The following is a 25,247-nucleotide window of genomic DNA, read 5'->3' as shown; positions in this document are numbered from 1 at the left end:
TTCATCGACCGTCCCGCGAGCGCCACCGGGTGAGGTGCGCGGCACGGTGGATGCCGAACCATGTCCGGGGTGACGCGCAGTGGGTGCGGCGCGGGAGGCGCCTGCCACCCCCGCCTCACTCCACCCAGTCGAGCCCGATGTCGCGGTAGACGCCGCGGTCCTCGTCCCAGCCGGGCTTGACCTTGACGTGGAGGTAGAGGTGGACCGGCCGGTCGAGCAGCACCGCCAGTTCCGCACGCGCGCGCGCGCCGATCTCGCGGATGCGCGTGCCGCCCTTGCCCAGCACGATCGCGCGCTGGGTCACGCGCTCGACGAGGATCTGCTGGTGGATCTCGGCCGAGCCGTCTTCGCGCTCGCTGAACTTCTCGGTCTCGACCACGCTGGCATAAGGCAGCTCGGCGTGGAGCTGGAGGTAGAGCTGCTCGCGCGTCACCTCCGCCGCCAGCGCACGCTCCGACGCGTCGGACACCTGATCCGCGGGATAATGCCACGGCCCCGCCGGCATCGCCGCCGCCAGCGCCTGCTTGAACTGAGGCAGCCCGTCGCCGGTCTGCGCGGAAATGAAGAAGGTCTCGGCAAAGGGCAGAAGCGCGTTGAGCTTCTCCGCATGGACCAGCAGCTTGGGCTTGTCGGCGAGGTCGACCTTATTAAGCACGAGGTAGATCGGCTCGCGCCGGTCCTTCAGCGACTCGACGATCTCGGTCACCTTGGGGCCGAGCCCGCCCTTGCCGTCGACCACCAGCGCGATCACGTCGGCACCCTCGGCGCCGCCCCACGCCGCGGCCACCATTGCACGATCGAACCGGCGACGCGGCTCAAAGATGCCGGGCGTATCGACGAGCAGCAGCTGCGTCTCGCCCTCCAGCGCGACGCCCATCAGCCGCGCGCGCGTGGTCTGCGCCTTGGGACTGACGATCGCTACCTTTTGCCCGACCAAGGCGTTGACCAAGGTCGACTTTCCCGCATTGGGCGCGCCCACGACCGCAACCAGGCCACAGCGCGTCGCCGGCGAATGTTGCGAATGTTGAGTCGCTGGCGCGGTTGCGTCCACGTCGCTCACTCGCCCGCGATCGCGTTCTTGAGCCGCGAGAAGAAGCCCTGGCTCTGCGGGCATTCGTCACCCGTCTCGGTCTCGCGGAATTCCTCCAGCAACGCGCGCTGCCGCGTGCTGAGCTTGGACGGCGTCTCCACCTCAACCTGGATCACCAGGTCGCCGGTGCCACGGCCCTGGAGCACGGGCATGCCCGCGCCGCGCTGGCGCAGCTGCTTGCCCGACTGGATGCCCGCAGGGATCTTGACCTCGTGGCGTTTGCCGTCGAGCCCGGGGATCGACAGCGTCCCGCCCAGCGCGGCGGTGGTGAAGCTGATCGGCGCGCGCGCGAACAATGTCGTACCCTCGCGCTCGAAGATCGAATGCCGCTTCACGTGGAGGAAGATGTAGAGATCGCCCGGCGGGGCGCCGCGCGCGCCCGCCTCGCCTTCGCCGGTGAGGCGCACGCGCGTGCCCTCGTCGACGCCCGGCGGCACGTTGACCGCGAGCGTCTTGGTCTTCTCGACCCGACCCTCGCCGCGGCAGTCGGCGCACGGATCGGTGATCACCTCACCCGAGCCGTGGCACAAGGGGCAGGCCCGCTCGACCACGAAGAAGCCCTGCTGCGCGCGCACCTTGCCGTGCCCGTGGCAGTGCTGGCAGGTGTGCGCATGAGTGCCCGGCTTGGAGCCGGTGCCGTTGCAGGTGTCGCATGCGGCGGAAATGTCGACGGTGATCTCCGTCTCCTTGCCGTGATACGCCTCCTCCAGCGTGATCTCCATGTCGTAGCGCAGGTCGGCGCCGCGGCGCACCTGCCGCCCGCCGCCGCGCTGGCCGCCCATGAATTCGCCGAAGACACTCTCGAAGATATCGGAGAAGCCGGAGAAATCCTGCGCGCCGCCGCCACTGCCGCCACCGTTCTTGAAGGCAGCGTGGCCGAAGCGATCATAGGCCGCGCGCTTCTGCGGGTCCTTGAGGCAGTCATAGGCCTCGCTGACCGCCTTGAACTTGGCTTCGCTGTCCTTGCACCCGGCGTTCTTGTCGGGATGGTATTTCATCGCGAGCTTGCGATACGACGATTTGATCGTCGCCGCGTCCGCGGTCCGCTCGCATTCGAGCAGCTCGTAATAGTCGATTTCAGTCATGCAGCGCCCCCGCGCCCGTCGCCGTCACCCCGGCCAGGGCCGGGGTCCAGTGCCGCGCGCGGTCTCGTCTGCGGCACGGGATACCGGCCTGCGCCGGTATGACGGGAGAGGTTCATGTCAGTTCACTCCGGCGCGGATCACGCCTTGTGGTCGTCGACTTCCGAGAATTCGGCGTCGACCACGTCATCCTTGGGCGCGTCGGCCTGCGCGGTCTCGCCCTGCGGCGCGGCCTCGCTCTGGGCCTGCTTCTCGTAGATCGCCTGACCGAGCTTCATCGCGACCTGCGCAAGCGCCTGGCTCTTCTCGTTCATCTGCTCGGGATCGTTCGACTCGACCGCCTTCTTGGCGGCGTCGATCGCGCCCTGGATCTCACCGCGGAGCGCTTCGTCGACCTTGTCGCCATTGTCGGCGAGCTGACGCTCGGTGGTGTGGATCAGCGACTCGGCATTGTTCTTCGCCTCGGCCGCGGCACGGCGCTTCTTGTCCTCCTCGGCGAACGACTCGGCGTCGCGCACCATCTGGTCGATGTCGGCGTCGGAGAGACCGCCCGAGGCCTGGATGCGGATCTGGGTCTCCTTGCCGGTGCCCTTGTCCTTGGCCGAGACGTTGACGATGCCGTTGGCGTCGATGTCGAACGTCACCTCGATCTGCGGCACGCCGCGCGGCGCCGGGGGGATGCCGACCAGATCGAACTGGCCGAGCAGCTTGTTGTCCGCCGCCATCTCGCGCTCGCCCTGGAACACCCGGATCGTCACCGCCTGCTGGTTGTCGTCGGCGGTCGAGTAGACCTGGGTCTTCTTGGTCGGGATCGTGGTGTTGCGATCGATCATGCGCGTGAACACTCCGCCCAGCGTCTCGATGCCGAGCGACAGCGGGGTCACGTCGAGCAGCAGCACGTCCTTGACGTCGCCCTGCAGCACGCCCGCCTGGATCGCCGCGCCCATCGCGACCACCTCGTCGGGGTTGACGCCGGTGTGCGGGTCCTTGCCGAAGAACTGCTTCACGATCTCGCGCACGCGCGGCATGCGCGTCATGCCGCCGACCAGCACCACCTCGCTGATCTCATTGGCGGAGACGCCCGCGTCGGCCAGCGCCTTCTTGCACGGGTCGAGCGTGCGCTTGATCAGGTCCTCGACCAGCCGCTCAAGGTCGGCGCGGGTGATCGTCTTGACCAGGTGCTTCGGGCCGTTCTGGTCGGCGGTGATGAAGGGCAGGTTGACCTCGGTCGACTGCGCCGACGACAGCTCGATCTTCGCCTTCTCCGCGGCCTCCTTGAGGCGCTGGAGCGCGAGCTTGTCCTTGGTGAGGTCGATGCCCTCGTCCTTCTGGAAGCCCTGCGCGAGATAGTCGACGATCTTGTTGTCGAAGTCCTCGCCGCCGAGGAAGGTGTCGCCGTTGGTGGCCTTCACCTCGAACACGCCGTCGCCGATCTCGAGCACCGAGACGTCGAACGTGCCGCCGCCGAGGTCATAGACCGCGATCGTCTTGCCGTCCTGCTTGTCGAGGCCGTAGGCCAACGCCGCCGCGGTCGGCTCGTTGATGATGCGCAGCACCTCGAGACCCGCGATCTGGCCGGCGTCCTTGGTCGCCTGGCGCTGGGCGTCGTTGAAGTACGCCGGGACGGTAATCACCGCCTGCGTGACCGTCTCGCCGAGATACGACTCGGCGGTCTCCTTCATCTTCTGCAGCGTGTAGGCGCTGATCTGCGACGGGCTGTATTCCTTGCCGCCGGCGCTGACCCACGCGTCACCGTTCGGGCCGCGCACGATCTTGTACGGGACCAGCTCGGTGTCCTTGCGCGTGACGGGATCGTCGAAGCGGCGGCCGATCAGCCGCTTCACCGCGAAGATCGTGTTGTCGCCGTTGGTCACGGCCTGGCGCTTGGCGGGCTGGCCGATCAGCCGCTCGCCGTCCTTGGCGAAGGCGACGATCGACGGCGTGGTGCGCGCGCCCTCCGCATTCTCGATGACCTTGGCCTTGCCGCCTTCCATCACGGCCACGCACGAATTGGTGGTGCCGAGGTCGATCCCGATAACTTTTGCCATGAGTGCTTTGCCTAGCCCCTGCGTTGACGTGTAATGTTGCGGCGACGCCCCGTTACGGCAGCGCAACCGCGATGACGAAGCGCGATATAGGTGCGCGGTCGCGCCCCGCAAGATTGCGGCGGCCGTGTGGCGGGGGCGGCCGGGAACGATTGCCTGACTCGCGCGTGACCCGTATGACGCCGGTCATGCAGACCGCCCGCATCTACCAGCGCCCGAAGAACGCCATGCAGTCGGGCAAGGCCCGCACCGATCACTGGCAGCTCGAATTCGAGCCCGGCGAGCCCAAGAAGGCCGATGCGCTCACCGGCTGGGCCGGCAGCGGCGACACGCGCGACCAGATCAAGCTGGGCTTCCCGACGTGCGAGGCGGCAGTGGCGTATGCCGAGCAGCAGGGGTTGCGCTACACCGTTATCCCGACCCCGACAAAGACGCTCAAGCTACAGAGCTACGCGGACAATTTCCGGTAGGATCGGGCGGGGAGCGCGCCTGACGCCATGGACTGACCTGGGCGCCACATCGGGCGTGCGCACCGGGCCAAGGCGGAAGCTTGACGCGCCGCTTGCCCCTTAGCTGGCGTCATCCCGAACTCGTTTCGGGATCCACCGATCCGCGCACTTAGCGGTCGCGATGCCGGCGCACCAGTGGATCCTGAAACAAGTTCAGGATGACGGCAATGGTGTGAGGCAAAGCATCGAACGAGCTTGCGGACGTCACGGTGACGCGCCGCAGTGCCGCCTTCTACCGCTCCCCCAGCATCGCCTCTGGCCGTACCACCCGGTCGAACGTCGCCTCGTCCACCAGCCCCAGTTCCAGCCCGGCCTCGCGCAGTGTCTGCCCGCGCTCGTGCGCGTGCTTGGCGATCTTGGCGGCATTGTCATAGCCGATCTCGGGCGCGAGCGCGGTCACCAGCATCAGCGAGCGCTCGACCAGCTCGCCGATCCGCGCCTCGTTGGCGCGCAGCCCGTCGACGCAGCGCAGCGCGAAGCTCTCGCACCCGGTCGCTAGCAGGTCGATCGAGCGCAGCACCGCGGCGCCCAGCATCGGCTTGAAGACGTTGAGCTCGAGATGCCCCTGCGCGCCGCCCACGGTGACCGCGACGTGGTTGCCCATCACCTGCGCCGCCACCATCGTCAGCATCTCGCACTGGGTCGGGTTGACCTTGCCCGGCATGATCGAGCTGCCCGGCTCGTTGGCGGGCAGGTCGAGCTCACCGAGGCCACTGCGCGGCCCTGAGCCGAGCAGGCGGATGTCGTTGGCGATCTTGGTGCACGCCACCGCCAGCGTGTTGAGCACGCCCGAGAGATGGACGAGTGGATCGTTGCTGGCGAGCGCCTCGAAGAAATTCTCCGCCGGCGCGAAGGCCACGCCGGTGATCGCCGCGAGCTCGGCGGCGACGTCGCGCGCGAAGCCCTTGGGCGCGTTGAGGCCGGTGCCGACCGCGGTGCCGCCCTGCGCGAGCTTGTCGGTACCCTGCTCCACCGCGGGTTCGATCCGCTTGATGCAGCGGTACAATTGGTGCGCGTAGCCGGAGAATTCGTCGCCGAGCGTCAGCGGCGTCGCGTCCTGGAGGTGGGTGCGGCCGATCTTGACCAGCCCGGCCCATTCGCGCGCGCGCGCGTCAAGCGCGGCGTGCAGCCGCTCGACCGCGGGGATCAGCCGCTGGCGCACCGCGAGCGAGCAGGCGACGTGGAGCGCGGTGGGAAAACTGTCGTTGGACGACTGGCCGCGGTTGACGTCGTCGTTGGGGTGGACCGGCGCCTTGCCGCCACGCTGGCCGGTGAGAATCTCGTTGGCGCGGCCCGCGATCACCTCGTTGACGTTCATGTTGCTCTGCGTGCCGCTGCCGGTCTGCCAGATCACCAGCGGGAACTGGTCGTCGAGCAGCCCCTGCGTGATCTCCTGCGCCGCGGCCTCGATCGCCTCCGCCTTCTCGGCAGCGAGCCCGTGGCGGCGGTTCACCCGCGCCGCCGCCTGCTTCACCAGCGCGAGCGCGCGGACGATCTCGATCGGCATCCGCTCACGCGCGCCGAACGGAAAGTTCTCGAGGCTGCGCTCGGTCTGCGCACCCCAGTAGGCGCTGGCGGGTACCTCGATCGCGCCGAGCGCGTCGGTCTCGGTGCGGGTGGCGGCGGGTTCGGTGCGGGGGTCGGTCATGCCGGGTCAACTCGCCGGCCGCCGCGACGTTGCGCGATGCGTCGGCGGTGCCGACCCGCCGCGCCGCGCGAACTTCGGCACAGGCGCGCCCGCCCCGCCGCGGAAATCCGCACGCCAGGTCGTCGTCGCGGCGTCGGCAGGAGGGCGATCCGCCAGCATTTCCGTGGCTTTCCGGGCGCGTGGCAGCGGCGCTGGCGCGATCGCCCGACGCGCGTATCCTAGGATGACGAGACGTCCGACCGCCGGACGCAGGAGAGGCCCATGACCGTCATCCCCGCCGCCGCGCCGCCGCCCGCGCCGCGTCCCTTCTACCAGCATCTGTACGTCCAAGTGCTGGTCGCGATCGTCGCCGGCGCGCTGCTCGGCCATTTCCACCCGACGCTCGGCGCCGCGCTCAAGCCGCTGGGCGACGCCTTCATCAAGCTGGTGAAGATGGTGATCGCGCCGGTCATCTTCCTCACCCTGGTGAGCGGCATCGCGGGATTGAGCGAACTCCGCTCGGCCGGGCGGATCGCGCTCAAGGCGTTCGGCTATTTCCTGTTCTTTTCGACGCTGGCGCTGGTCGTCGGGCTGATCGTGGCCAATGTCGTCCAGCCCGGCGCGGGCATGAACGTCGATCCCGCCACGCTCGATACCGGCGCGGTGAAGGACTATGCCGCCAAGGCGCACGAGACCTCGCTGATCGGCTTCCTGCTCGCGATCATCCCGACCACGCTCGCCTCCGCGCTGGCGCAGGACAACATCCTTCAGGTGCTGCTGGTGGCGATCCTGGTCGGCGTGTCGATCAGCCTGGTCGGCGAGCCGGCGCGGCCGGTGCTAGAGCTCGTCGAGCGGCTCAACCTCGTCGTCTTCAAGGTCGTCGCGATCCTGATGCGCGCGGCGCCGATCGGCGCGTTTGGCGCGATCGCCTTCACGGTCGGCAAATATGGCGCGGGCAGCCTGGTCAACCTCGGCGGGCTGGTGCTCACCTTCTACGCGACCTCGCTGATCTTCGTGCTGGGCGTGCTGGGCGTGGTGGCGCGGCTGCACGGCTTCTCGATCCTGCGGCTGATCGCCTATCTCAAGGGCGAGCTGCTGCTGGTGCTCGGCACCTCCTCGTCCGAGCCGGCGCTCCCGGGGCTGCTGACCAAGCTGGAGGCGGCCGGGTGCGATCGCGGCGTGGTCGGGCTGGTGGTGCCGACGGGCTATTCGTTCAACCTCGACGGCACCAACATCTACATGACGCTCGCGGCGCTGTTCATCGCGCAGGCGTGCAACGTCGACCTGTCGCTCGGCCAGCAGCTGTTGCTGCTCGCGGTGGCGATGCTCTCGTCCAAGGGCGCAGCGGGGGTGACCGGCGCCGGCTTCATCACGCTGGCGGCGACGCTGTCGATCGTGCCGACCGTCCCGGTGGCGGGCATGGCGCTGATCCTCGGCGTCGACCGCTTCATGAGCGAGTGCCGCAGCCTCACCAACTTCGTCGGCAACGCGGTGGCCGCGATCGTGGTGGCGCGGTGGGAGAACAAGCTGGACCGCGCGCGACTCGATTCGGCGTTGCGCGGCGACCCGGCGCCTCTGGACGCTGTGCCGCCAGCTGCCGGATCACCCGCGCGGCCAATGGTTACCAACCAGGCCAGTTGATCTGCCTCAGGCTCGGAGCAACATCTTGTCTCCCGGGCGCCAGACGACGCAACGTGAGGACTGTTTCGGACGCCCGCCGCTAAGCTGAACTTCAACTGACGAAAAGATCATCTACCAACCATATTGGGTAAAAGGCACCTGTGCGACGGTTCCACCTTACCGTATAATGTACTCATTCCGCTGAAAAAGGCCTTGCGGAGGTCGGCGGGTTGCACGGCTATGCAGGGAGCTCGTGCAACCATTGGAAAACGCCGACACTCGTCTGTCTTTATTCGGGAATGATTGTCTTGACGGCGATGGTTACTCGATGTGAAAGGACCAGCACGGTGCCGAATTATGCGACGGCCGCGCGACGTCAGACTGACATGCCCCCCGCTCATGCCAGCGTTCGTCTCTCGATGCCCATTCATCAGAAGGTGCGGCTGATCGCCGAGCTGCATACCGGCATCAACATCGCCATGCTGCGGCCGCTGCGCGGCAACGTCGACCGTCTGCTCGTCCTGGCGCTACTGATGCGCACCGCGCTGACCAAGCCCGAGCGCGACGGCGCGATCTCGATCCACTCGGCGGCGCTGTCGCTCGGGCGGCCGTTCGAGACGGTGCGCCGCCACATCGCCGCGCTGATCGACTCGGGGCTGTGCCATCGGATCGACGCCGGGGTGACCATGTCGCCGCGCTTCTGGCGCAGCCGCTTCATCAAAGCCAAGCTGCGCTACGCGCACGATTGCTTCGTCCGCTTCGTGGCCGATGCCACGGCCGCGGGTGCGATCGAACTGCCGACGATCCGCTCGGTCGGCCAGTTCACCGAAACCGACGGGATCTGCGGGCTGCTCGATCTGGTGCTGGCGCTGGTCGATCAGAACCGCAACCTGTTCCCCGAGGCGGTGGACACCGCGATCTTCTCCGCGATCCTCCATGCCAACACGCAGCGCTTCGCCGCCGAAGGCGGTACGCTGGCGGCGCGCGGCGAGAGCGGCGCGACCTTCCGCCAGAGCCATGCCGTGCGCGTCGCCGCGATCGCGCGCGCGCTGTCGCTGCCCGACACCACGGTACGCCGCCGAATCGCCGCGATGACGGGGCCGAGCGGCCCGCTGATGCGCACGCGCTCGGGCACGTTGGTTGACCCGGCCTGGCTTGAACGCGCCAGCGCGATGGCGTGCGAGGCGCGTCACGGCTCGATGCAGCTGATCCTCAACCGCGTCGCCGCGGCGGGCTTCCCCTTCCACGCGCCCGCCTCGGCCTATCTGGGCGGACGACCGGAGACCCCACGGATTGATTGAGCGGCGGGTTCAGCCACGCGGTGGGCGCGGCACCAGCGCGGAGAGCACGCCGCGCATCGTGCGGACCTCCTGGCTGTTCCAGCCGGGCTTGGTCAGCATCGTCCGCAGCGTGCGCCGCGACGCCGGCGCGCGGTCGAGCGGGAAAAAATAGCCCGCCTCGTCGAGCAGCGCGTCAAGCTGCGCGATCATGCCGTCCAGCTCCTGCTGCGGCGCCGGCGGGGCGAGCTCGGTCTCGGGCGGGCTGGCGAGCGCCTGCCCCTTCGACCATTCATAGGCGACCAGGATCACCGCCTGGGCGAGGTTGAGGCTGCCGAACTCCGGGTTGATCGGCACCGTGACGATCGTCCGCGCCACCGCGACGTCGTCGGTCTCGAGCCCCGACCGTTCCGGGCCGAACAGGATGGCCGACCGGCCCGAGTGGGCGTGGATCGCGCGCGCGGCCACCGCGGGGGTGACGACGGGCTTGGTGACGCCGCGCTTGCGCACCGTGGTGGCGTAGACATGGGCGCAATCGGCCACCGCGTCGGCGACGCTGTCATACACGCGCGCGCGCTCGAGCACGACGTCGGCGCCCGAGGCGGCGGGGCCGGCCTGGGCATTGGGCCAGCCGTCGCGCGGCGCCACCAGGCGCAGCTCGGTCAGCCCGAAATTGAGCATCGCGCGCGCGGCCTTACCGATATTTTCGCCGAGCTGCGGGCGTACCAGCACGATGACCGGGGACGGGGCGGTGGCTGAGACCATTTCCTCCTGATTCATCGCCTGCCCCTCTTCCGTTCGGTTCGAGCCAGCATCGAGCGCAGCCGAGACGCGCGGTCGAGAACGCGCCGCCTCCGCGACCACCTCCCAGTCGGCGCGGAACAGCGCTTCCTTCTTCTTGCGCGACCAGTCTTTTACCTGGAGTTCGCGCTCGAGCGCCTGGGCGCTGGTGGCGAAATCCTGCGACCACATCAGCTCCACGGGCCGGCGGTCATGCGTGTAGCCGGGGATCGTGCCGGCCTGATGTTCGGCGACGCGGCGCTCCAGATCCTCGGTATGGCCGGTATAGTAGCTGCCATCGGCACAGCGCAGGATGTAGACGTAGAAGCTCATCGCTGGCCTATGTTCTCGACGGACGCATCTCGGCAAGCTCGATGCTGCTCGAACCGAACGGCGAGGGGAAGCGGCAGGCGCATCGGAGGGCGACGGTAGCGGGCGGAGATCAATCGCTGACCGGCACGGAAGCGGGCGCGCTGCCTCACCCCTCGCGCCCGGCCTCCTCGACGCTGCCGGCGAACTCCTCGAAGTCGCGCGCCTCGCTGAAGTCGCGGTACACGCTGGCGAAGCGGATATAGGCGACCGAGTCGAGCCCCTTGAGCCCGTCCATCACCATCTCGCCGATGCGCTTGGCCGAGATCTCGGCGTCCCCGCTGGTCTCGAGTTGGCGCTGGATGCCGCTCACCAGCTTCTCGAGCTGGATCGGCTCGACCGGGCGCTTGCGCGCCGCGATCGCGATCGAGCGGAGCAATTTCTCGCGATCGAACGGCTCACGGCGGTGCTCGCTCTTCACCACGGTCAGTTCGCGCAGCTGGATGCGCTCGAACGTGGTGAAGCGCGCGGCACAGCCCTCGCATTGGCGGCGGCGACGGATCGCCGCGCCGTCGTCGGTGGGGCGGCTGTCCTTCACCTGGCTCGCGTCATGGCCGCAGAACGGGCAGCGCATCTCAGTCGTTCACCCGTTGCAGCGCGCGCGGCTTAGAGCCCGCGGTTCTTGGTACCCTTGCGATAGGCATAGACCGCACCCGCGATCGCCCCGAACACCGGTCCGACGATCGGCACCGGGATCGCCACCACGGCACCGAGCGCGCTCCACTTCGCCATGCTCTTGCCCAGCCCGGGCGTGCCCTTGACGTTGCTCTGCACTTCGCGCGCCTTGTCGTCGAACGTCGCCATCGGCGAGTCTCCTATTGGTAGATCGGGAAGCGCGCACACAAAGCGCGCACACGGTCCCGAACGCTCGCCTCGACCTGCGGGTCCCCCGCCTCGCCCTTCTGCGCGAGACCGTCGAGCACGTCCGCGACCATGTTGCCGATCTCGCGGAACTCGCCCGTGCCGAAGCCGCGCGTGGTGCCAGCGGGCGAGCCGACGCGGATGCCGCTGGTCTTCACCGGCGGCAGCGGATCGTTGGGGATGCCGTTCTTGTTGCAGGTGATCCCGGCGCGCTCCAGCGCCTCGTCGGCATCGCGGCCGGTGACGCCCAGCGGGGTGAGATCAACCAGCGCGAGATGCGTGTCGGTGCCGCCCGAGACGAGGTCGGCGCCACGCTCCTTGAGCGTCGCCGCCAGCACCTTGGCATTCTCCACCACCGCGGCGGCATAGCCGCGGAACTCGGGGCGCAGCGCCTCGCCGAACGCCACCGCCTTGGCGGCGATGACGTGCATCAGCGGGCCGCCCTGCAGCCCCGGGAACACCGCCGAGTTGATCTTCTTGGCGATGGCCTCGTCGTCGGTGAGGATCATCCCGCCGCGCGGGCCGCGCAACGTCTTGTGCGTGGTGGTGGTGACGACATGCGCGTGGCCGAACGGGGTCGGGTGCACCCCGCCCGCGACCAGCCCCGCGAAATGCGCCATGTCGACCATGAAGGTCGCGCCGACCTGGTCGGCGATCGCGCGGAAGCGCGCGAAATCGATGTGGCGGGGATAGGCCGAGCCGCCCGCGATAATGACGCGCGGCTTATGCTCGGCGGCGAGCCGCTCGACCGCGTCATAGTCGATCAGATGCGTCTCGGCGTCGACGCCGTACTGCACCGCGTTGAACCACTTGCCGCTCAACGCCGCGCGCGCGCCATGGGTGAGATGGCCGCCGGCGTCGAGGCTGAGCCCCAGGATGGTGTCGCCCGGCTTGGCCAGCGCGAGCATCACCGCGCCGTTGGCCTGCGCTCCCGAGTGCGGCTGGACGTTGACGAAGCCGCAGCCGAACAGCTGCTTGGCGCGATCGATCGCGAGCTGCTCGACCTCGTCCGACGGGTGGCAGCCCTGGTAATAGCGCTTGCCCGGATAGCCTTCGGCATATTTGTTGGTGAACACCGAGCCTTGCGCCTCGAGCACCGCACGGCTGACGATATTCTCGCTGGCGATCAGCTCGATCTGGGTCTGCTCGCGGGTCAGCTCATGCTCGATCCCGGCGAACACCGCGGGATCGGCCTCGGCGAGGCCGCGGTCGAAGAAGCCGTCGGGCGCAGCGGTGAGCTGGTGGGCGGGGTTGGTGCTCATACGGGCTCCTTGAGCATGTCGACGCGGGCGGCGTGGCGCCCGCCGAGGAAATCGGTCGCGAGGAAGGTGGCGACGCATTGCTTGGCCATGTCGAGGCCGATCAGTCGCGCGCCGAGCGCGATCGCGTTGACGTCGTTGTGGCTGCGCGCGAGCGCGGCGGAATAAGGCTCCGACACCAAGGCGCAGCGCACGGCCGGGTTGCGGTTCGCCGCGATCATGATGCCGATGCCCGACCCGCACAGCGCGATGCCGCGCTCGACCCGGCCCGAGGCGATCGTCTCGGCGAGGACGCGGCCATAGTCCGGATAATCGACGCTGGCCGTACCATCGGTGCCGAGGTCGGTAACGGCGTGGCCCTGCTCGTTGAGCCAGGCCTTGAGCTCCTGCTTGAGCGCGAAGCCGGCATGGTCGGTAGCGATGGCGACTCGCACGGGATCACTCCTCCGGGCGCGGGCGGACGATCGCCCGCGATCCCCGCCGGGTGCCTCCCGGGCGCGGCGCAGTCAAGCGCGAATGGGGCGCGGCGCGGCTTACCCCTTCTTCGCCGCGATATAGCGATCGACCTGCTCCTCCAGCACGCCGAGCGGCAGCGCGCCCTGGCTCAGCACCGCTTCGTGAAAATCGCGGATGTCGAACGTGGGGCCGAGTGCGCGCTCGGCGCGCGCGCGCAGCTCGGCGATCTTGAGCTGGCCGACCATGTAGCTGGTCGCCTGCCCCGGCCAGTTGAAGTAGCGGTCGACCTCGCGCGCGATATCGGTGTCCGACACCGAGCTGTTGGCGCGGAAATAGGCGATCGCCTGGTCGCGCGTCCATCGCTTGGAATGAATGCCGGTGTCGAGCACCAGCCGGATCGCGCGCCACACCTGGAGCGACAGCATGCCGAAGCGATCGTATGGCGTCTTGTACACGCCCATCTCGTCGGCGAGCCGCTCCGAATAGAGCCCCCAGCCCTCCATATAGGCGCCGTAGCCGCCGAACTTGCGGAACTTGGGCAGATCGGCCAGCTCCTGCTGGCGCGCGATCTGGAAATGGTGCCCCGGCGCGCCCTCGTGCGCGGCGATGCCCGCGACCTGCACCTTCTGCGTCTGGTTCATGTCGACCAGATTGACATAATAGATGCCGGGCCGCGTCCCGTCCGCGGAAGGCGGGTTGTAGAAGGCCGTGGAGGCGGTGCCCTCGCGCCACTTCTCCACCGCGCGCACCTCCAGCGGCGCCTTGGGCAGCACCCGGAAATAGCGCGGCGCCGCGGCCATCACTCCCGCGATCACCGCGCGCGCGTCGCCGAGATACTGCTCGCGACCTGCCGCGGTGTTGGGATATTTGAGCGACGGGTCGGTGCGGACCTTGTCGAAGAACTGCTCCAGCGTGCCGGTGAAGCCGACCTGGCGCTTGACGGCCTCCATCTCGCCACGGATCGCCGCCACCTGCTGCAGCCCGAGCTGGTGGATCTGCTCGGCGCTGAGATCGGTGGTGGTCGATTCGCGCAGCCGGTCGGCGTAATAGGCCGCGCCGTCCGGCAGGTGCCAGGCGCCGTAATTGCCCGTCGCCTTGGGCGCGATCTCGTCCAGCGCCGCGATCAGCACGGTATAGCCCTGGCGGAACGGACCCTTGAGCGCGGCGGTGGCGTCGGCGAGCAGCTGCGCCTTGGTCGCGGCGGGGGCGTCGAGCGCGCTCACCTTCTTGCGGAAGTCGGCGAGCAGCGTCGAATCGGCGCCGGCGTCGAACGGCGCGCCGGTGACGACCTTGAGCGCGTCGGCGCGCGCCGGGGCGAAATTGACCTGGTTGGGGATGATCCCCTTGGCCGCCTGGGCGCGCATCGTCGCGGCCACCTCGCGCATCACGCGCTCGGTGTCGCGCAGCCGCGCGACATAGGCCTGCGCGTCGGCGACGGTGTCGACGCGGTGGTTGTTGATCAGCAGCACCGGGATCGACCCCGCCGGGCTGCCGTTGGTCGAGACCGGGAAGCGCAGCTGGCGGAAGCGGAACGAGGCGCGGTCGCGCGCCACCTGCTCCTCGAACAGCCGGTAGCTGACCCGCGCCGACTCGCCGAGCTGCGCGGGGCGGAAGCGGCGGTGCAGCACGGCGAGCTGGCGCTCGGCGAGGTCGCGCGCGCGCACCTGCGCGGCGTCGGTGTAATCGTCGAGCCGGTCCTCGCTGGTCTTGAGGCCGAGCTGGGTCTGGCCCTCGGGACTGAGCGCGAGCTGCTCGTCGAACGCCTGGTCGAGGAAGGCGAGCAGCGCGCGATCGGCCGCCTGGGTCGCGGCGGTGGGCGCCGCGGGCGGGGCGGCCTGCGGCGCGGGCGCGGCGGCGACCAGCGCGAGGGTCGAGGTCAACAACAGCGCGGCGTTCAGGCGCATTCACTCTCTCCCGGTGCGACGCGCCTACATGTCGCGCGCAACCGGGCGGCGCAATGGTCGCGCGTCAGGGCTTCTTGGGCAGCAACAGGTCGACCACCTGCTTGAGCGGATCGAGCGGGCCCGGAAGCGGCTTCTTGGCGGCATCGTCCGCCGCCTTCTGCGCGGCCTTGGCGGCGTCGTCGGCGGCCTTCTGTGCGTCGCGCGCCGCCTTCTCCTGCTCCTTGGCCGCATCGGCCGCGGCCTTGGCGGCCTGATCCGCTGCCTCCTTGGCCGCCTTGTCCGCGTCCTTGGCCGCCTTGTCGGCGTCGCGGGCTGCCTTCTCCGCGTCCTTGGCGGCCTTGTCGGCGGCGGCCTTGGCGGCCTGATCGGCGGCCTTCTGCGCCTGGTCGGCGGCCTTGGCGGCGTCCTGCGCCGCCTTCTGCGCGGCGGCGTCGGAGAGCGCCTTGGCGGCATCGCGCGCGGCCTTGGCGATCGCCGCCTGCACCGCTGCGGCGGCGGCGTTGCCGGCGCCCTTGGCGGCGCTGTCGGCCTGCGCCTGCGCCTGCGCGGCCTGCACCGCCGATGCCGCGGCGGCGGCTTGCGCCGCCTGGGCCTGGCTCGCCGCCGCCGCCTGGGCCACGGCATCGCCCGAGGCTTGCGCCGCAGTCTGCTGCGCCACCATCGCGGCGGCCAGCGTCGCGGCGTCGGCAGCCGCCTGACGTGCCGCCTCGGCCGCGTGCGCGGTCGCGCTTGCGGTCGCCTCGGCCTGAACCTGTGCTGCCGCCGCCGTCGCCTGCTCGGCGGCCGCCTTGGCCTGCGCATCGGCCATCGCGACCTGCTCCGCCGCGATCTGCTGCTGCGCGACGAGCGCCGCCTGCGCCGCCTGCGCGCTCGCCTCCGCCTGCGCGGCGGCGGCGGCGCGTGCCGCCGCGGCCTGTTCCTGCTCCACGCCGGCCTGCGCCGCCGCGAGCGCGGAGGACTGCGCCGCAACTTCGGTCGCGCGTGCCTGTGCCGCCGCCTCCACCGCGGCACGGTCGGCGCCGGCCTTGACCTCGGCCGCCGCGGCACTCTCGGCCGCGCTCTTCGCCGCCGCCGCGCTCGCACTCGCCTGTTCGGCACGCGCGCCGGCCACTTCGGCGGCCATCTCGACCACCTTGACCGTGGTGGTCGACGCCTCGGTGGCGGTGCGGGTCGCGCTCGCCACCGCCGCGAGCGCCGCGCTGGCGCCGCCCGCCGCCGCGGTGGTGCCCTGGACGAGCCCGCCGGTGGTGTCCGCCAATGCCACCGGGGCGGCGTAAACTGTCTCACTCACCGCGACGACCGTCGGCGCGGCTATCACTGGCGCGGCGCTCGCCGCCACCGGCTCTGCGGCGACGGTTGGGGCGACGGCGGCAAGCGCCGTTGGCGCCGCTTCGTCGACTGGGGCAGCCGCCGGCTCGGGCGCCGCGGCGGTCTCGAGCGCAACGGGCAGCGCCGGCGCAGGCGCCTCCTTGGGCCGCGCCGGCGACTCGATCACACGGCGCACGCCGTCGCGCTCGATCGCCATGCGGAAGCGGTCGTCAGCGCCGACCTGCGCCACCGCCCCCGGGGTCAGCAGGTCGTGCGCGCCGCCGTCGCTGGTGGCGACCTCGACCGCGCCCTCGATCACCTGCAGCGCGCTGCCGGCGCCGCCGACGCTGACGCTGAAGGTCGTCCCCTTCACCACCGCGGCGAGATACGGCGTCTGCACCTCGAAATGCGGCGTCATCTTCTTCTTGATCATGAAGACGACGTTGCCGAACTCTTCGACGATCCGTGTCATCCCCTTGGCCTCGGTCGCCGCGGGCAGCGTCAGCCGCGAACCCGGCGCGACCAGCATGAACTCGGTGCCGCGCACCAGCACCGCGCGCGCCCCCTTGGCGGTGGTGACCGTGTCGCCCGCCGCGATCGCACTGCCGCGCGTGGCGACCTTCGACACGCCCGCGCGCGTCACCTGCACGTCGCCCATTGCCTCGCTGATCCGCCAGCCGGCGGTGCCGGCGCTCGCGGACGGCGCGAAGATGGCGGTGGAAGCGGCGAGCAGCGCCACGATCGGCTTACGCATTTGATTCTCCCTCGGCCCGCCAGGCGCGCCGACTCAGTCGAGTAGAAGGAGAGCGTTGCGAACAACTTAGGGCGGCTGGTTAATGAAATGGCGCGGCTGAAGTAACCAAATCGGAACCCGCTCCCGCCTAGGTCGCGTCGCGACAACAGGGGCGTTCGCATGCGAGCTACTATCACGATCCGTCTGGCGCTGCTGGGCAGCGCCGCGCTGGCGGCCATGCCCGCCGCGGCACAGACCGCGCTTGACCGCGCCGACCCGACGATCGCGGCGCGCGCGCTGCCGCGCCCCTCGCTCGAGCAGCCCGAGCGCGCGCGGCCGACCGAGGTCGAGGCCGCCAGCCGTGCCGCCGCCGGCGCGGCGCTGACCCCGCCGGTGCGCGCGGTGCGCGTGCGCGGTGCGGACCGCGTGCCCGAATCGGCCTATGCGGTCGCGGTGACGCCGGTGATCGGCCGCGCGCTCGACCGCGCCGCGCTGGCGACGCTCGCCGGCCAGGTGGCAAGCGCCGTGCGCGCGCGCGGCTACCCCTTCGCCACCGCGTCGATCGCGGCGCAGCCGATGGCCGACGGCGTGCTCGCGGTCGAGGTCGAGCTCGGCCGCATCGACGCGGTGCGCGTGATCGGCGCGCGCAGCGAGGCCGCGGACACGCTGCTGGTCCACGCGCTCACCGGGCGCGGCGCGGTCACGCAGAAAATGCTCGAGCGCGCGCTGCTGCTGGTCGGCGACGTCCCCGGCGTGCGCGTGACCGACACCCGCTACGTCCGCCAGGACGGCTTCGGGATCCTGCTGGTGACGATCGCGAGCGACCGCGCCAGCGCCTATGCGCAGCTCGACAACCGCGGCAGCGCCGAGGTCGGCCCGGTACGCTCCACCCTGCTCGCGAGCCTGCGCGGGCTCGCGGGCGACGGCGACGAGCTCGCGCTGATCGTCGCGCAGACTCCCTTCCAGCCGAGCGAGTTCGCCTTCCTGCGCGCGCGCTACGCCGCGCCGGTCGACTCGGCCGGCTCGGTGCTGGCCGTGGCCGGCTCGGTCGCGCGCTCCAACCCCGGCGCCGCGCTGGCGCCGCTCGACGTGGTCGGGCGCAGCGGCGACCTGTCGGTGAGCTACGTGCGTGCGCTGGTGCGCACCCGCGCGCGCAGCCTGTGGGGCAGTGCCGAGCTGCGCGCGGTGACGGTGACCCAGACGCTCAAGGGCGCACGGCTGCGCCGCGATCGGCTCGCCACCGCGACCGCCTCGCTCAACGGCCAGGCGACCGTCGCCGGCGGCACGCTGCGCGGCGAGCTCGCCGGCGTCGTCGGGCTGCCGCTCGCCGGGGTGAGCCACGCCGGCGACGCGCTGCTGTCGCGCGGCGACGGCGACGCGCGCTTCGTGCTGGCGACATGGCAGATGGACTATACGCGCCGGCTCGGCGGGCCGTTCAGCGCGGTGCTGGCGGGGGCGGCGCAGCTCGCCTCGCGCCCGTTGCTCGCCACCGCCGAGATCGGGCTCGGCGGCCCCGGCTTCGCTCGCGGCTACGACTATGCCGAGCGCACCGGCGATCAGGGCGCGATGGCCTCGGCCGAGCTCCGCGCCGACGCCGGGCGCGTGGTGCCCGGCGTGATCGACCGCGCACAGGGCTATGCCTTCGTCGACGGGGGGCATGTGAGCAACCTGCGCGACGGGTTCGGCGGCGGGACGCTGGCCTCGACCGGGCTGGGCGTGCGCGCCGGCGCGGGTCGACTTGACGGCATGGTCGAGGTCGCCTTCCCGCTCAACGCCGACCGGTTCGACACCGGCAACCGCCGGCCGCGCATCTCGCTGCGGTTGTCGCGGGTGTTCTGATGCGGGGCGGCAGGCAAGTTGAGGCGCATGGGAATGCGAGCGTGGCACAGCGCCATCTTCTTCCCGCAGCTCCCACCCCGGCGGACGCCGGGGTCCAGGTGGGGAACGACGGGGTAAACTCGCAGCGGTCCGCCCAACCGGCTCGCGGCGTGCGCCGGGGTGGTGCGTGGGGGGAAGCGGGCGGCTTGGTGCAAGCTGCCATGCTCGCGGGCGGGGCAGGTGCGCCTCTCGCCACCAGCCGCCGGGCGCAGCCTGCATGCTGAGCCCCCGCCGCCGCCGCCTGCTGCGTCACCGCCGCGCCCTCGCGCTCGCCGCCGCGCTCACGCTCGCGCTGCTCACCGCGCTCAGCGGGCTGGGCGCGCGGGTCGATCGACTGCTCGATCCGCCGCGCTCCGCCGCCTGGGTGCACGCGCCGAGCGGGCAGGTCGTCGTCGTCGAGATGGATGCCGCCAGCGTCGCCGCGATTCGCGAATGGCCCTGGTCGCGCGACCATTATGCGCGCGCGGTCGACCGGCTGCGCGCCGCGGGCGCCGCCTCGATCACCTTCGACGTCGACTTCTCCTCGGCCGGCCCCGGCGCAGGCGATGCCGCGCTGGCGCGGGCGATCGGACGTGCACCCGGCCTGATCGCGCTGCCCACCTTCGCGCAGCGCGCGCGCTCGGACGACCGCCGCACGATCGACTCGCTGCCGCTGCCCGCACTGCGCGCCGGTGCCGCGCTCGCCTCGGTGAGCATGCAGCCCGACGCCGACGGCATCGTCCGCCGCGCGCCGTTCGGCACCGTCACCGGGAAGATGCCGCGACCGTCGCTCTCCGCACTGATCGCGCACCGCTCGGGCGCAGCCGACACTTTCTTCCCGATCGACGGCGGGATCGATCCGACGCGGCTGCCGCGACTGAGCTTCGTCGCGGTGCGGGACGGTCGCTTCGACCCGGCCGCGGTTCGCGGGCGCGACGTACTGATCGGCGCCACCGCGATCGAGATGGGCGATCGCTACGCCACGCCGCACTGGGGTGTGATCCCCGGCGTGGTGGTGCAGGCGCTCGCCGCCGAGACGCTGCTCGCGGGCGTGCCGGCCGAGCGCAGCAGCGCGCTGCCGCTGCTCCTCGCGCTGCTGCTCGCCGCGCCGATGCTGCTGGTGCGGCGCGGCGCCGTTGCCGCGGGGCTCGCGTTGGCCGCGCCGGTGACGCTGTTCGCGGTGGCGGTATGGGCGCAGGTCGCAGGCCAGGCGGTGTTCCCGCTCGCCCCCGCGCTGGTGCTGGTGGTCGCGACCGGGCTGGCGCGCGGCGCGCTCGATCTCGCGCGCCGCTTCGAGCGCCAGCGCCGCGTCGACGAGGACACCGGTCTGCCCAATCGCCGTGCGCTGCTGCACGACAGGGACGCTGCCGTGCCGACGCCGCTGCTGGTGGCGTCGCTGGGCAACGCCGACGCGCTCATCACGCTGCTGGGCGAGCGCGCCGGGCACGACCTGCTGCTGCGGATCGCCGACCGGCTGCGCGCGACGGTGGGCGCCACCGTCTATCGTGTCGGCGAACGGCTGCTCGCGGTCGACGCGCCGGGCGACGACGTCGAGGAGCTGGTAATGGCGCTGCGCGCGACGCTGACCGAGCCGGTCGAGATCCTCGGCCGCCGCGCCGACGCCGCGGTGCATCTCGGCGTCTCGGCGGGCGAGGGCACGATCCACGACCGGCTGGTGAGCGCGACCCGCGCCGCCGACGCCGCTGCGGCCGCGGGCACGTTCTGGCGCCACGCGCACGTCGATGCCGAGGCGCTGGAGCGGCGGCTGGTGCTGATGGGCGAGCTCGATCAGGCGATCGCCGCCGGCGAGATCGAGGTTCATTACCAGCCCAAGCTCGCGCTTGCGACCGATCGGGTCGCCAGTGCCGAGGCGCTGGTGCGGTGGCGCCACCCGGTACGCGGGATGATCCGCCCCGACCTGTTCATCCCGCTCGCCGAGCAGACCGACCGCATCGGCGCACTGACGCTCCACGTGCTCGCGCGCGCGGTGGCCGACCTCGCCGACTGGCGCGCGCGCGGGCACGACGTCTCGGTCGCGATCAATCTCTCCGCGATGCTGATCGCCGAGCCGGGGTTCAGCGCCGCGGTCGACACGTTGCTCGACGCGGGCGCGGTGCCGGCCGACCGGCTGATCTTCGAGGTGACCGAGTCCGCCACACTGGCCGACCCGGAGCGCGCCGCCGCGCAGCTGCGCCACTTTCGTGCCAAGGGCGTCGCGATCTCGATGGACGATTACGGCACGGGCCAGTCGACGCTGACCTACCTGCGCGAGCTGCCGCTGTCCGAGCTCAAGATCGATCGCAGCTTCGTCCAGCACGCGCATCTCAATCCGGCGGACGCGCTGATGGTGCGCTCGACGATCGACCTCGCGCACGGGCTCGGGCTCAAGGTGGTGGCGGAAGGGATCGAGGAGCCGGGCTGCCTCGCGCTGCTGCGCGACGCCGGCTGCGACCTGGTGCAGGGCTATCTGATCGGGCGGCCGATGGTGGCGGACGCCTTCGTCGCCACGCTGGAACAGCGCGTCGCGGCGTGAAGCGGGCGTCGCGGCACGGGCGGACGGCGACCGTTCACCCCAGCGCGCGGCGGTACAGCGCGAGCGTCCACGCCACGCTCTGCAGGAAGAGCGCCGGATCGTAGCGCGGCCCCTCGTCGCGCAGAAAGGCGTGCGGCGCGTTGGCCTCGTGCCACTCGTAGCGCGCCCCCACCTCCTCCAGCCGCGCGCGGATCGCCTCGCGCCCGGCGAAAGGAACATGCGGGTCCTGCCGCCCCCAGACGAACATCGCCTCGGCCTGGAGCGCGTCCATGCGCGCCAGGCTATCGTCGGCGCGGCCCTCGCCCAGCGTACCCGAGTGGATGTCGGTGGCGTAGAAACAGGCAGCGGCGCCGACGCGCGGGTCGAGCGCGGCGCGATAGGCGAGGTGCCCACCGAGGCAGACGCCGAAGGTGGCGAGCCGCCCGTCGCACGCCGGATGCGCCGCCAGCGCGGTGAGCGCAGCGCGCGAATCGGCGTCGTACTGCGCCACCGGCTTGGTGATCTTCAGCGCGTTGCCGCGATCGGTGCCGGGCTGGTCGTAGGCCAGTACCGTGCCGGCAGGCTCGTACTCGTGGTAGACCTCGGGCACCGCGACGACATAGCCGTTGCCCGCCAGCAACGTGGCGAGCCGGCGGATCGGCGCGGTCACCTGGTAGATCTCGGAGAAGAACAGCACGCCGGGGAAGCGCCCGTCGATCGCGGGGCGGAACAGATGGGTGCGCATCGTCCCCGCGCCGGGCACCGCCACGTCCTGATATTCGTCGCTGCGCACGATCATGGTCGCTGTCCCCTGGTAGTGGCACGTCGCTGTGGCAGCGTGGTGGCGGTGGGGCAAGGCGGGCAGGCGACGGGAGCGGCGAGCGGTGCCCGGGATCGCGGCGTCGCGGGCTCTTTCCCTTGCCGCCGGACACTATGCTTCATATACGCCCCGTATCGCTCACCAGCCAAGGACCAGACCGATGGGCATCGTCAAGATCGACGACGAGCTGCACGCCGAGGCGCGCCGCGCCAGCGCGGTGATGTGCCGCTCGATCAACGCTCAGGCCGAGTTCTGGATGACGATCGGCATGCTTGCCGAGGCCCATCCGACGCTCAGCTTCAACGAGATCGTGCGCCGCCGATACGAGTCGGCGCAGTTGCGCGCCGTCGCTGCCTAAGATGGTCAAGACGCCCGACGAACTGGCGCTGATGCGGGTCTCCGGGCGACTGCTCGCCGCGGTGTTCGAGATGCTCGACCGCCAGCCGCTCGCCGGCCTGTCGACCCTCGCAGTCAACGACCTGGTCGAGCGTTACATCACCGTTGACCTGCAGGCGCGCCCCGCGAGCAAGGGGCAGTACGGCTTCCAGTACGTGCTCAACTCCTCGCGCAACCAGGTGGTGTGCCATGGCGTGCCCGACGCCGCCGAGATCATCCGGGACGGCGACATCGTCAACTTCGACGTCACCCTGGAGAAGAACGGCTATATCGCCGACTCCAGCAAGACCTACGCCGTCGGCAGCGTGGCGCCCGCGGCGCGGCGGCTGGTGCAAGTGGCGCAGGCGGCGATGTGGCAGGGGATCGGCGCCGTGCGTCCGGGCGCGCGGCTCGGCGACATCGGCGCCGCGATCGAGCGTCACGCCAAGAAGCACGGCTATGCGGTGGTACGCGAGTTCTGCGGCCACGGCATCGGGCGCGAGATGCACGAGGAGCCACAGGTGCTCAACTTCGGTCGCCCCGGCACCGGGCCGGCGCTGCGTGAGGGCATGGTGTTCACGGTCGAGCCGATGCTCAACCAGGGCAGCCGCCGCGTCGACACGCGCGCCGACGGCTGGACCGTGGTGACGCAGGACGGCAAGCTCTCGGCGCAGTTCGAGCATACGGTGGCCGTGACCGCCAGTGGCGTCGAGGTGCTGACGCTGCGCGGCGACGAGCGGCGGGTCGTCTAGATCGTTGCTGGCTAACGTTACATCGTGCTCCGGCGAACGCCGGAGCCGAGGGCCGGAAGCGGTCGGCCTGTGGCTCTGGGCGCCTGCTCGCGCACGAGCACGTCAGCTCGCAATCGGGTAATCGGCGGCCACGGAGCTCACGCCACCGCGACGGGTGCCTCCTCGGCCTCCTCGCTCTCGGCCGCCTGGCGCGCCCACATCGCGGCGTAGAGCCCGTCGCGCGCCAGCAGCTCGGCGTGGCTGCCGCGCTCCACCACGCGCCCCGCCTCCAGCACCACGATCTGGTCGGCATGAACGATGGTGGAAAGCCGGTGCGCGATCACGATCGTGGTGCGCCCGCGCTCGATCGCGGCGAGCGTCTCCATGATCTCGCCCTCGGTGCGACTGTCGAGCGCGCTGGTTGCCTCGTCGAGGATCAGCAGCGGCGGATTTTTCAGCAGCGTCCGCGCGATCGCCACCCGCTGCTTCTCGCCGCCCGAGAGCTTGAGCCCGCGCTCGCCGACGCGCGTCTGGTATCCCTCGGGCTGGCGCTCGATGAAGCCGGCGATCGCCGCTCCGCGCGCCGCGGCGGCGACGTCGCCCGCGCCCGCGCCCTCGCGCCCGTAGGCGATATTGTAGCCGATCGTGTCGTTGAACAGCACCGTGTCCTGCGGGACGATGCCGATCGCGGCGCGCAGCGAGTCCTGCCGCACGCGCGCGACATCCTGTCCGTCGATCGTGATCCGTCCCTGGTCGACGTCGTAGAAACGGTAGAGCAGCCGCGCCAGCGTCGACTTGCCCGCGCCCGACGGGCCGACCACCGCGCAGGTGGTCCCCGCAGGGACGTCGATGTCGATCCCCTTGAGGATCGGCATCCCCGCATCATAGCCGAACGCCACGCCCTCGAAGCGGACATGCGCGTCGCGCACCGTCAGCGCGGGCGCGTCGGGCGCGTCGACCACTTCGGGCGGCGTGTCGATCAGGTCGAACATCGCGCCCATGTCGATCACGCCCTGGCGGATCGTACGATACACCATGCCGAGCAGGTCGAGCGGGCGGAACAGCTGCGACAGCAGCGTCGATACCAGCACCACGTTGCCCGCGGTGAAGCGCCCCTGGCTCCACCCCCAGGCGACCCAGGCCATGCCGGCGGCGAGCATCAGGTTGGTGATCAGCGCCTGGCCGATGTTGAGCCATGCCAGGCTGTTCTCGCTCTTCACCGCGGCCTCGGCGTAGGAGCGCATCGCACCGTCGTAGCGCTTCGCCTCGCGCTCCTCGGCGCCGAAATACTTGACCGTCTCGAAGTTGAGCAGCGAGTCGACCGCATGCGCCACGGCGCCCGTGTCGAGATCGTTCATCCGCTCGCGCAGCGAGGAGCGCCAGTCGGTGACGGTGCGCGTGAACCAGATGTACAGCACCACCATCGCCAGCGTCGCGACGACCAGCTGCCAGCCGAACTTGACCTGGAAGATGCCGAGCACCAGCACCAGTTCGAGGATCGTCGGCGCGATGTTGAAGAGCAGGAAATAAAGCATCGTGTCGATGCTCTTGGTGCCGCGCTCGACCACCTTGGTGACCGCGCCGGTGCGGCGTTCGAGGTGGAAGCGCAGCGAGAGGCGGTGGAGGTGGCGGAACACGCGCGCCGCCAGCCGCCGCGTCGCCTCCTGCCCGACCTTCTCGAACACGGTGTTGCGCAGATTGTCGAACAAGGTGGTGCCGAAGCGCGCCGCGGCATAGCCGACCACCAGCAGCACGATCAGCGACACCGGCGTGGTCGGCACCGCCATGCCGTCCACCGCGCCCTGCAGCGCGAAGGGCGCGCCATAGACCTGCACCAGCTTGGAGACGACCACCAGCGCCAGCGCCCCCGCGACACGCAGCTTCATCCCCGGCGAGTCGCTCGGCCAGAGATCGGGGAGGAAGCGGCGAAGCGTCGGCAGCAGCGGACGCTCTGTGCCGGGGGCGGCGGGACGATCAGGAGGCATGTGCCTGAGATGTCGTGTGCCGGAACGGGAGCGTCAACCGTCGCGTG

General features: G+C 70.8%; 20 protein-coding genes. 7 read left to right on the top strand and 13 right to left on the bottom strand.

Going from position 1 to position 25,247, the window contains the following annotated elements; translation table 11 throughout:
* Positions 1–115: 115 nt before the first annotated feature.
* The 3 genes from era to dnaK form a co-directional block, all read right to left on the bottom strand.
* A complete protein-coding gene (era, locus tag QBJ89_RS14740) occupies positions 116–1,060 on the bottom strand; it encodes a GTPase Era (protein ID WP_431522545.1) in 945 nt (314 codons plus the stop codon).
* Positions 1,057–2,175, bottom strand: a complete 1,119-nt coding sequence (dnaJ, locus tag QBJ89_RS14735; RefSeq protein ID WP_277981230.1) for a molecular chaperone DnaJ — start codon at positions 2,173–2,175, stop codon at positions 1,057–1,059. Before dnaJ ends, era begins: the two co-directional genes overlap by 4 nt.
* Before the next feature lie 137 nt (positions 2,176–2,312).
* Positions 2,313–4,220, bottom strand: coding sequence for a molecular chaperone DnaK (gene dnaK, locus QBJ89_RS14730; RefSeq protein WP_277981229.1), 1,908 nt, complete (start codon positions 4,218–4,220; stop codon positions 2,313–2,315).
* 185 nt (positions 4,221–4,405) lie between these two features.
* Here dnaK and QBJ89_RS14725 point away from each other — a divergent pair, with 185 nt between their 5' ends.
* Positions 4,406–4,687, top strand: a complete 282-nt coding sequence (locus QBJ89_RS14725; RefSeq protein WP_277981228.1) for an ETC complex I subunit — start codon at positions 4,406–4,408, stop codon at positions 4,685–4,687.
* 271 nt (positions 4,688–4,958) lie between these two features.
* On the opposite strand, the gene fumC is transcribed toward QBJ89_RS14725, so the two are convergent.
* Positions 4,959–6,374, bottom strand: coding sequence for a class II fumarate hydratase (fumC, locus tag QBJ89_RS14720; protein ID WP_277981227.1), 1,416 nt, complete (start codon positions 6,372–6,374; stop codon positions 4,959–4,961).
* A 261-nt stretch (positions 6,375–6,635) separates the two neighbouring features.
* On the opposite strand from fumC, the gene QBJ89_RS14715 reads away from it, so the two are divergent.
* Both QBJ89_RS14715 and QBJ89_RS14710 read left to right on the top strand, forming a co-directional pair.
* Positions 6,636–7,994: a dicarboxylate/amino acid:cation symporter gene (locus QBJ89_RS14715; RefSeq protein ID WP_277981226.1), complete on the top strand. Its 1,359-nt coding sequence runs from the start codon at positions 6,636–6,638 to the stop codon at positions 7,992–7,994.
* A gap of 398 nt (positions 7,995–8,392) precedes the next feature.
* Positions 8,393–9,274: a hypothetical protein gene (locus tag QBJ89_RS14710; protein ID WP_277981225.1), complete on the top strand. Its 882-nt coding sequence runs from the start codon at positions 8,393–8,395 to the stop codon at positions 9,272–9,274.
* A gap of 9 nt (positions 9,275–9,283) precedes the next feature.
* On the opposite strand, the gene QBJ89_RS14705 is transcribed toward QBJ89_RS14710, so the two are convergent.
* The 7 genes from QBJ89_RS14705 to QBJ89_RS14675 all read right to left on the bottom strand — a co-directional run bounded on the left by QBJ89_RS14705 (position 9,284) and on the right by QBJ89_RS14675 (position 16,941).
* Positions 9,284–10,363 (bottom strand): TrmH family RNA methyltransferase, encoded by a 1,080-nt coding sequence (locus tag QBJ89_RS14705; RefSeq protein WP_277981224.1) that lies wholly within the window; start codon positions 10,361–10,363, stop codon positions 9,284–9,286.
* A 145-nt stretch (positions 10,364–10,508) separates the two neighbouring features.
* Entirely contained in the window at positions 10,509–10,973 is a 465-nt protein-coding gene (gene nrdR, locus QBJ89_RS14700; RefSeq protein ID WP_277981223.1) for a transcriptional regulator NrdR, read from the bottom strand.
* Between the two features lie 32 nt (positions 10,974–11,005).
* Positions 11,006–11,203 carry a hypothetical protein gene (locus QBJ89_RS14695; protein ID WP_277981222.1) on the bottom strand — a complete coding sequence of 66 codons (198 nt, stop codon included), beginning with the start codon at positions 11,201–11,203 and terminating at the stop codon, positions 11,006–11,008.
* Positions 11,204–11,214: 11 nt separating this feature from the next.
* A complete protein-coding gene (gene glyA, locus QBJ89_RS14690; protein WP_277981221.1) occupies positions 11,215–12,522 on the bottom strand; it encodes a serine hydroxymethyltransferase in 1,308 nt (435 codons plus the stop codon).
* Entirely contained in the window at positions 12,519–12,953 is a 435-nt protein-coding gene (gene rpiB / locus QBJ89_RS14685; protein ID WP_277981220.1) for a ribose 5-phosphate isomerase B, read from the bottom strand. The genes glyA and rpiB overlap by 4 nt, the downstream gene beginning before the upstream one ends.
* A gap of 99 nt (positions 12,954–13,052) precedes the next feature.
* Positions 13,053–14,879 carry a DUF885 domain-containing protein gene (locus QBJ89_RS14680; RefSeq protein WP_277981219.1) on the bottom strand — a complete coding sequence of 609 codons (1,827 nt, stop codon included), beginning with the start codon at positions 14,877–14,879 and terminating at the stop codon, positions 13,053–13,055.
* Between the two features lie 64 nt (positions 14,880–14,943).
* The gene (locus QBJ89_RS14675) at positions 14,944–16,941 is read right to left on the bottom strand and encodes a FecR family protein (RefSeq protein ID WP_277981218.1); all 1,998 of its coding nucleotides are present in this window, start codon (positions 16,939–16,941) and stop codon (positions 14,944–14,946) included.
* A gap of 159 nt (positions 16,942–17,100) precedes the next feature.
* Between QBJ89_RS14675 and QBJ89_RS14670 the strand changes: the two genes are divergently transcribed.
* Both QBJ89_RS14670 and QBJ89_RS14665 read left to right on the top strand, forming a co-directional pair.
* Entirely contained in the window at positions 17,101–18,759 is a 1,659-nt protein-coding gene (locus QBJ89_RS14670; protein ID WP_277981217.1) for a ShlB/FhaC/HecB family hemolysin secretion/activation protein, read from the top strand.
* A 256-nt stretch (positions 18,760–19,015) separates the two neighbouring features.
* Complete coding sequence (locus QBJ89_RS14665; protein WP_277981216.1) at positions 19,016–21,310, top strand: putative bifunctional diguanylate cyclase/phosphodiesterase; 2,295 nt, start codon at positions 19,016–19,018, stop codon at positions 21,308–21,310.
* Between the two features lie 34 nt (positions 21,311–21,344).
* On the opposite strand, the gene QBJ89_RS14660 is transcribed toward QBJ89_RS14665, so the two are convergent.
* Complete coding sequence (locus QBJ89_RS14660; protein WP_277981215.1) at positions 21,345–22,088, bottom strand: dienelactone hydrolase family protein; 744 nt, start codon at positions 22,086–22,088, stop codon at positions 21,345–21,347.
* Positions 22,089–22,269: 181 nt separating this feature from the next.
* On the opposite strand from QBJ89_RS14660, the gene QBJ89_RS14655 reads away from it, so the two are divergent.
* Together QBJ89_RS14655 and map are read left to right on the top strand one after the other, a co-directional pair.
* On the top strand, positions 22,270–22,467 hold the full coding sequence (locus QBJ89_RS14655) for a ParD-like family protein (RefSeq protein WP_277981214.1): 198 nt from the start codon (positions 22,270–22,272) through the stop codon (positions 22,465–22,467).
* Between the two features lies 1 nt (position 22,468).
* Complete coding sequence (gene map / locus QBJ89_RS14650) at positions 22,469–23,236, top strand: type I methionyl aminopeptidase (RefSeq protein WP_277981213.1); 768 nt, start codon at positions 22,469–22,471, stop codon at positions 23,234–23,236.
* Positions 23,237–23,373: 137 nt separating this feature from the next.
* Here map and QBJ89_RS14645 read toward each other — a convergent pair whose 3' ends face one another.
* Entirely contained in the window at positions 23,374–25,200 is a 1,827-nt protein-coding gene (locus QBJ89_RS14645) for an ABCB family ABC transporter ATP-binding protein/permease (RefSeq protein ID WP_277981212.1), read from the bottom strand.
* Positions 25,201–25,247 lie beyond the last annotated feature (47 nt).

The sequence above is a fragment of the Sphingomonas phyllosphaerae genome (assembly GCF_029623345.1).
In the GTDB taxonomy this organism is placed as follows: Bacteria; Pseudomonadota; Alphaproteobacteria; order Sphingomonadales; family Sphingomonadaceae; genus Sphingomonas; species Sphingomonas phyllosphaerae_C.
This window is presented reverse-complemented; position numbering and strand designations above follow the sequence as displayed.

Excerpts from the sequence above, each read along its gene's own strand:
- dnaJ (WP_277981230.1), bottom strand. The coding sequence starts at position 2,175 with ATGACTGAAATCGACTATTACGAGCTGCTCGAATGCGAGCGGACCGCG.
- dnaK (WP_277981229.1), bottom strand. The coding sequence starts at position 4,220 with ATGGCAAAAGTTATCGGGATCGACCTCGGCACCACCAATTCGTGCGTG.
- QBJ89_RS14725 (WP_277981228.1), top strand. The coding sequence starts at position 4,406 with ATGCAGACCGCCCGCATCTACCAGCGCCCGAAGAACGCCATGCAGTCG.
- fumC (WP_277981227.1), bottom strand. The coding sequence starts at position 6,374 with ATGACCGACCCCCGCACCGAACCCGCCGCCACCCGCACCGAGACCGAC.
- QBJ89_RS14715 (WP_277981226.1), top strand. The coding sequence starts at position 6,636 with ATGACCGTCATCCCCGCCGCCGCGCCGCCGCCCGCGCCGCGTCCCTTC.
- QBJ89_RS14710 (WP_277981225.1), top strand. The coding sequence starts at position 8,393 with ATGCCCATTCATCAGAAGGTGCGGCTGATCGCCGAGCTGCATACCGGC.
- QBJ89_RS14705 (WP_277981224.1), bottom strand. The coding sequence starts at position 10,363 with ATGAGCTTCTACGTCTACATCCTGCGCTGTGCCGATGGCAGCTACTAT.
- nrdR (WP_277981223.1), bottom strand. The coding sequence starts at position 10,973 with ATGCGCTGCCCGTTCTGCGGCCATGACGCGAGCCAGGTGAAGGACAGC.
- QBJ89_RS14695 (WP_277981222.1), bottom strand. The coding sequence starts at position 11,203 with ATGGCGACGTTCGACGACAAGGCGCGCGAAGTGCAGAGCAACGTCAAG.
- glyA (WP_277981221.1), bottom strand. The coding sequence starts at position 12,522 with ATGAGCACCAACCCCGCCCACCAGCTCACCGCTGCGCCCGACGGCTTC.
- QBJ89_RS14680 (WP_277981219.1), bottom strand. The coding sequence starts at position 14,879 with ATGCGCCTGAACGCCGCGCTGTTGTTGACCTCGACCCTCGCGCTGGTC.
- QBJ89_RS14675 (WP_277981218.1), bottom strand. The coding sequence starts at position 16,941 with ATGCGTAAGCCGATCGTGGCGCTGCTCGCCGCTTCCACCGCCATCTTC.
- QBJ89_RS14670 (WP_277981217.1), top strand. The coding sequence starts at position 17,101 with ATGCGAGCTACTATCACGATCCGTCTGGCGCTGCTGGGCAGCGCCGCG.
- QBJ89_RS14665 (WP_277981216.1), top strand. The coding sequence starts at position 19,016 with ATGCTGAGCCCCCGCCGCCGCCGCCTGCTGCGTCACCGCCGCGCCCTC.
- QBJ89_RS14660 (WP_277981215.1), bottom strand. The coding sequence starts at position 22,088 with ATGATCGTGCGCAGCGACGAATATCAGGACGTGGCGGTGCCCGGCGCG.
- QBJ89_RS14655 (WP_277981214.1), top strand. The coding sequence starts at position 22,270 with ATGGGCATCGTCAAGATCGACGACGAGCTGCACGCCGAGGCGCGCCGC.
- map (WP_277981213.1), top strand. The coding sequence starts at position 22,469 with ATGGTCAAGACGCCCGACGAACTGGCGCTGATGCGGGTCTCCGGGCGA.
- QBJ89_RS14645 (WP_277981212.1), bottom strand. The coding sequence starts at position 25,200 with ATGCCTCCTGATCGTCCCGCCGCCCCCGGCACAGAGCGTCCGCTGCTG.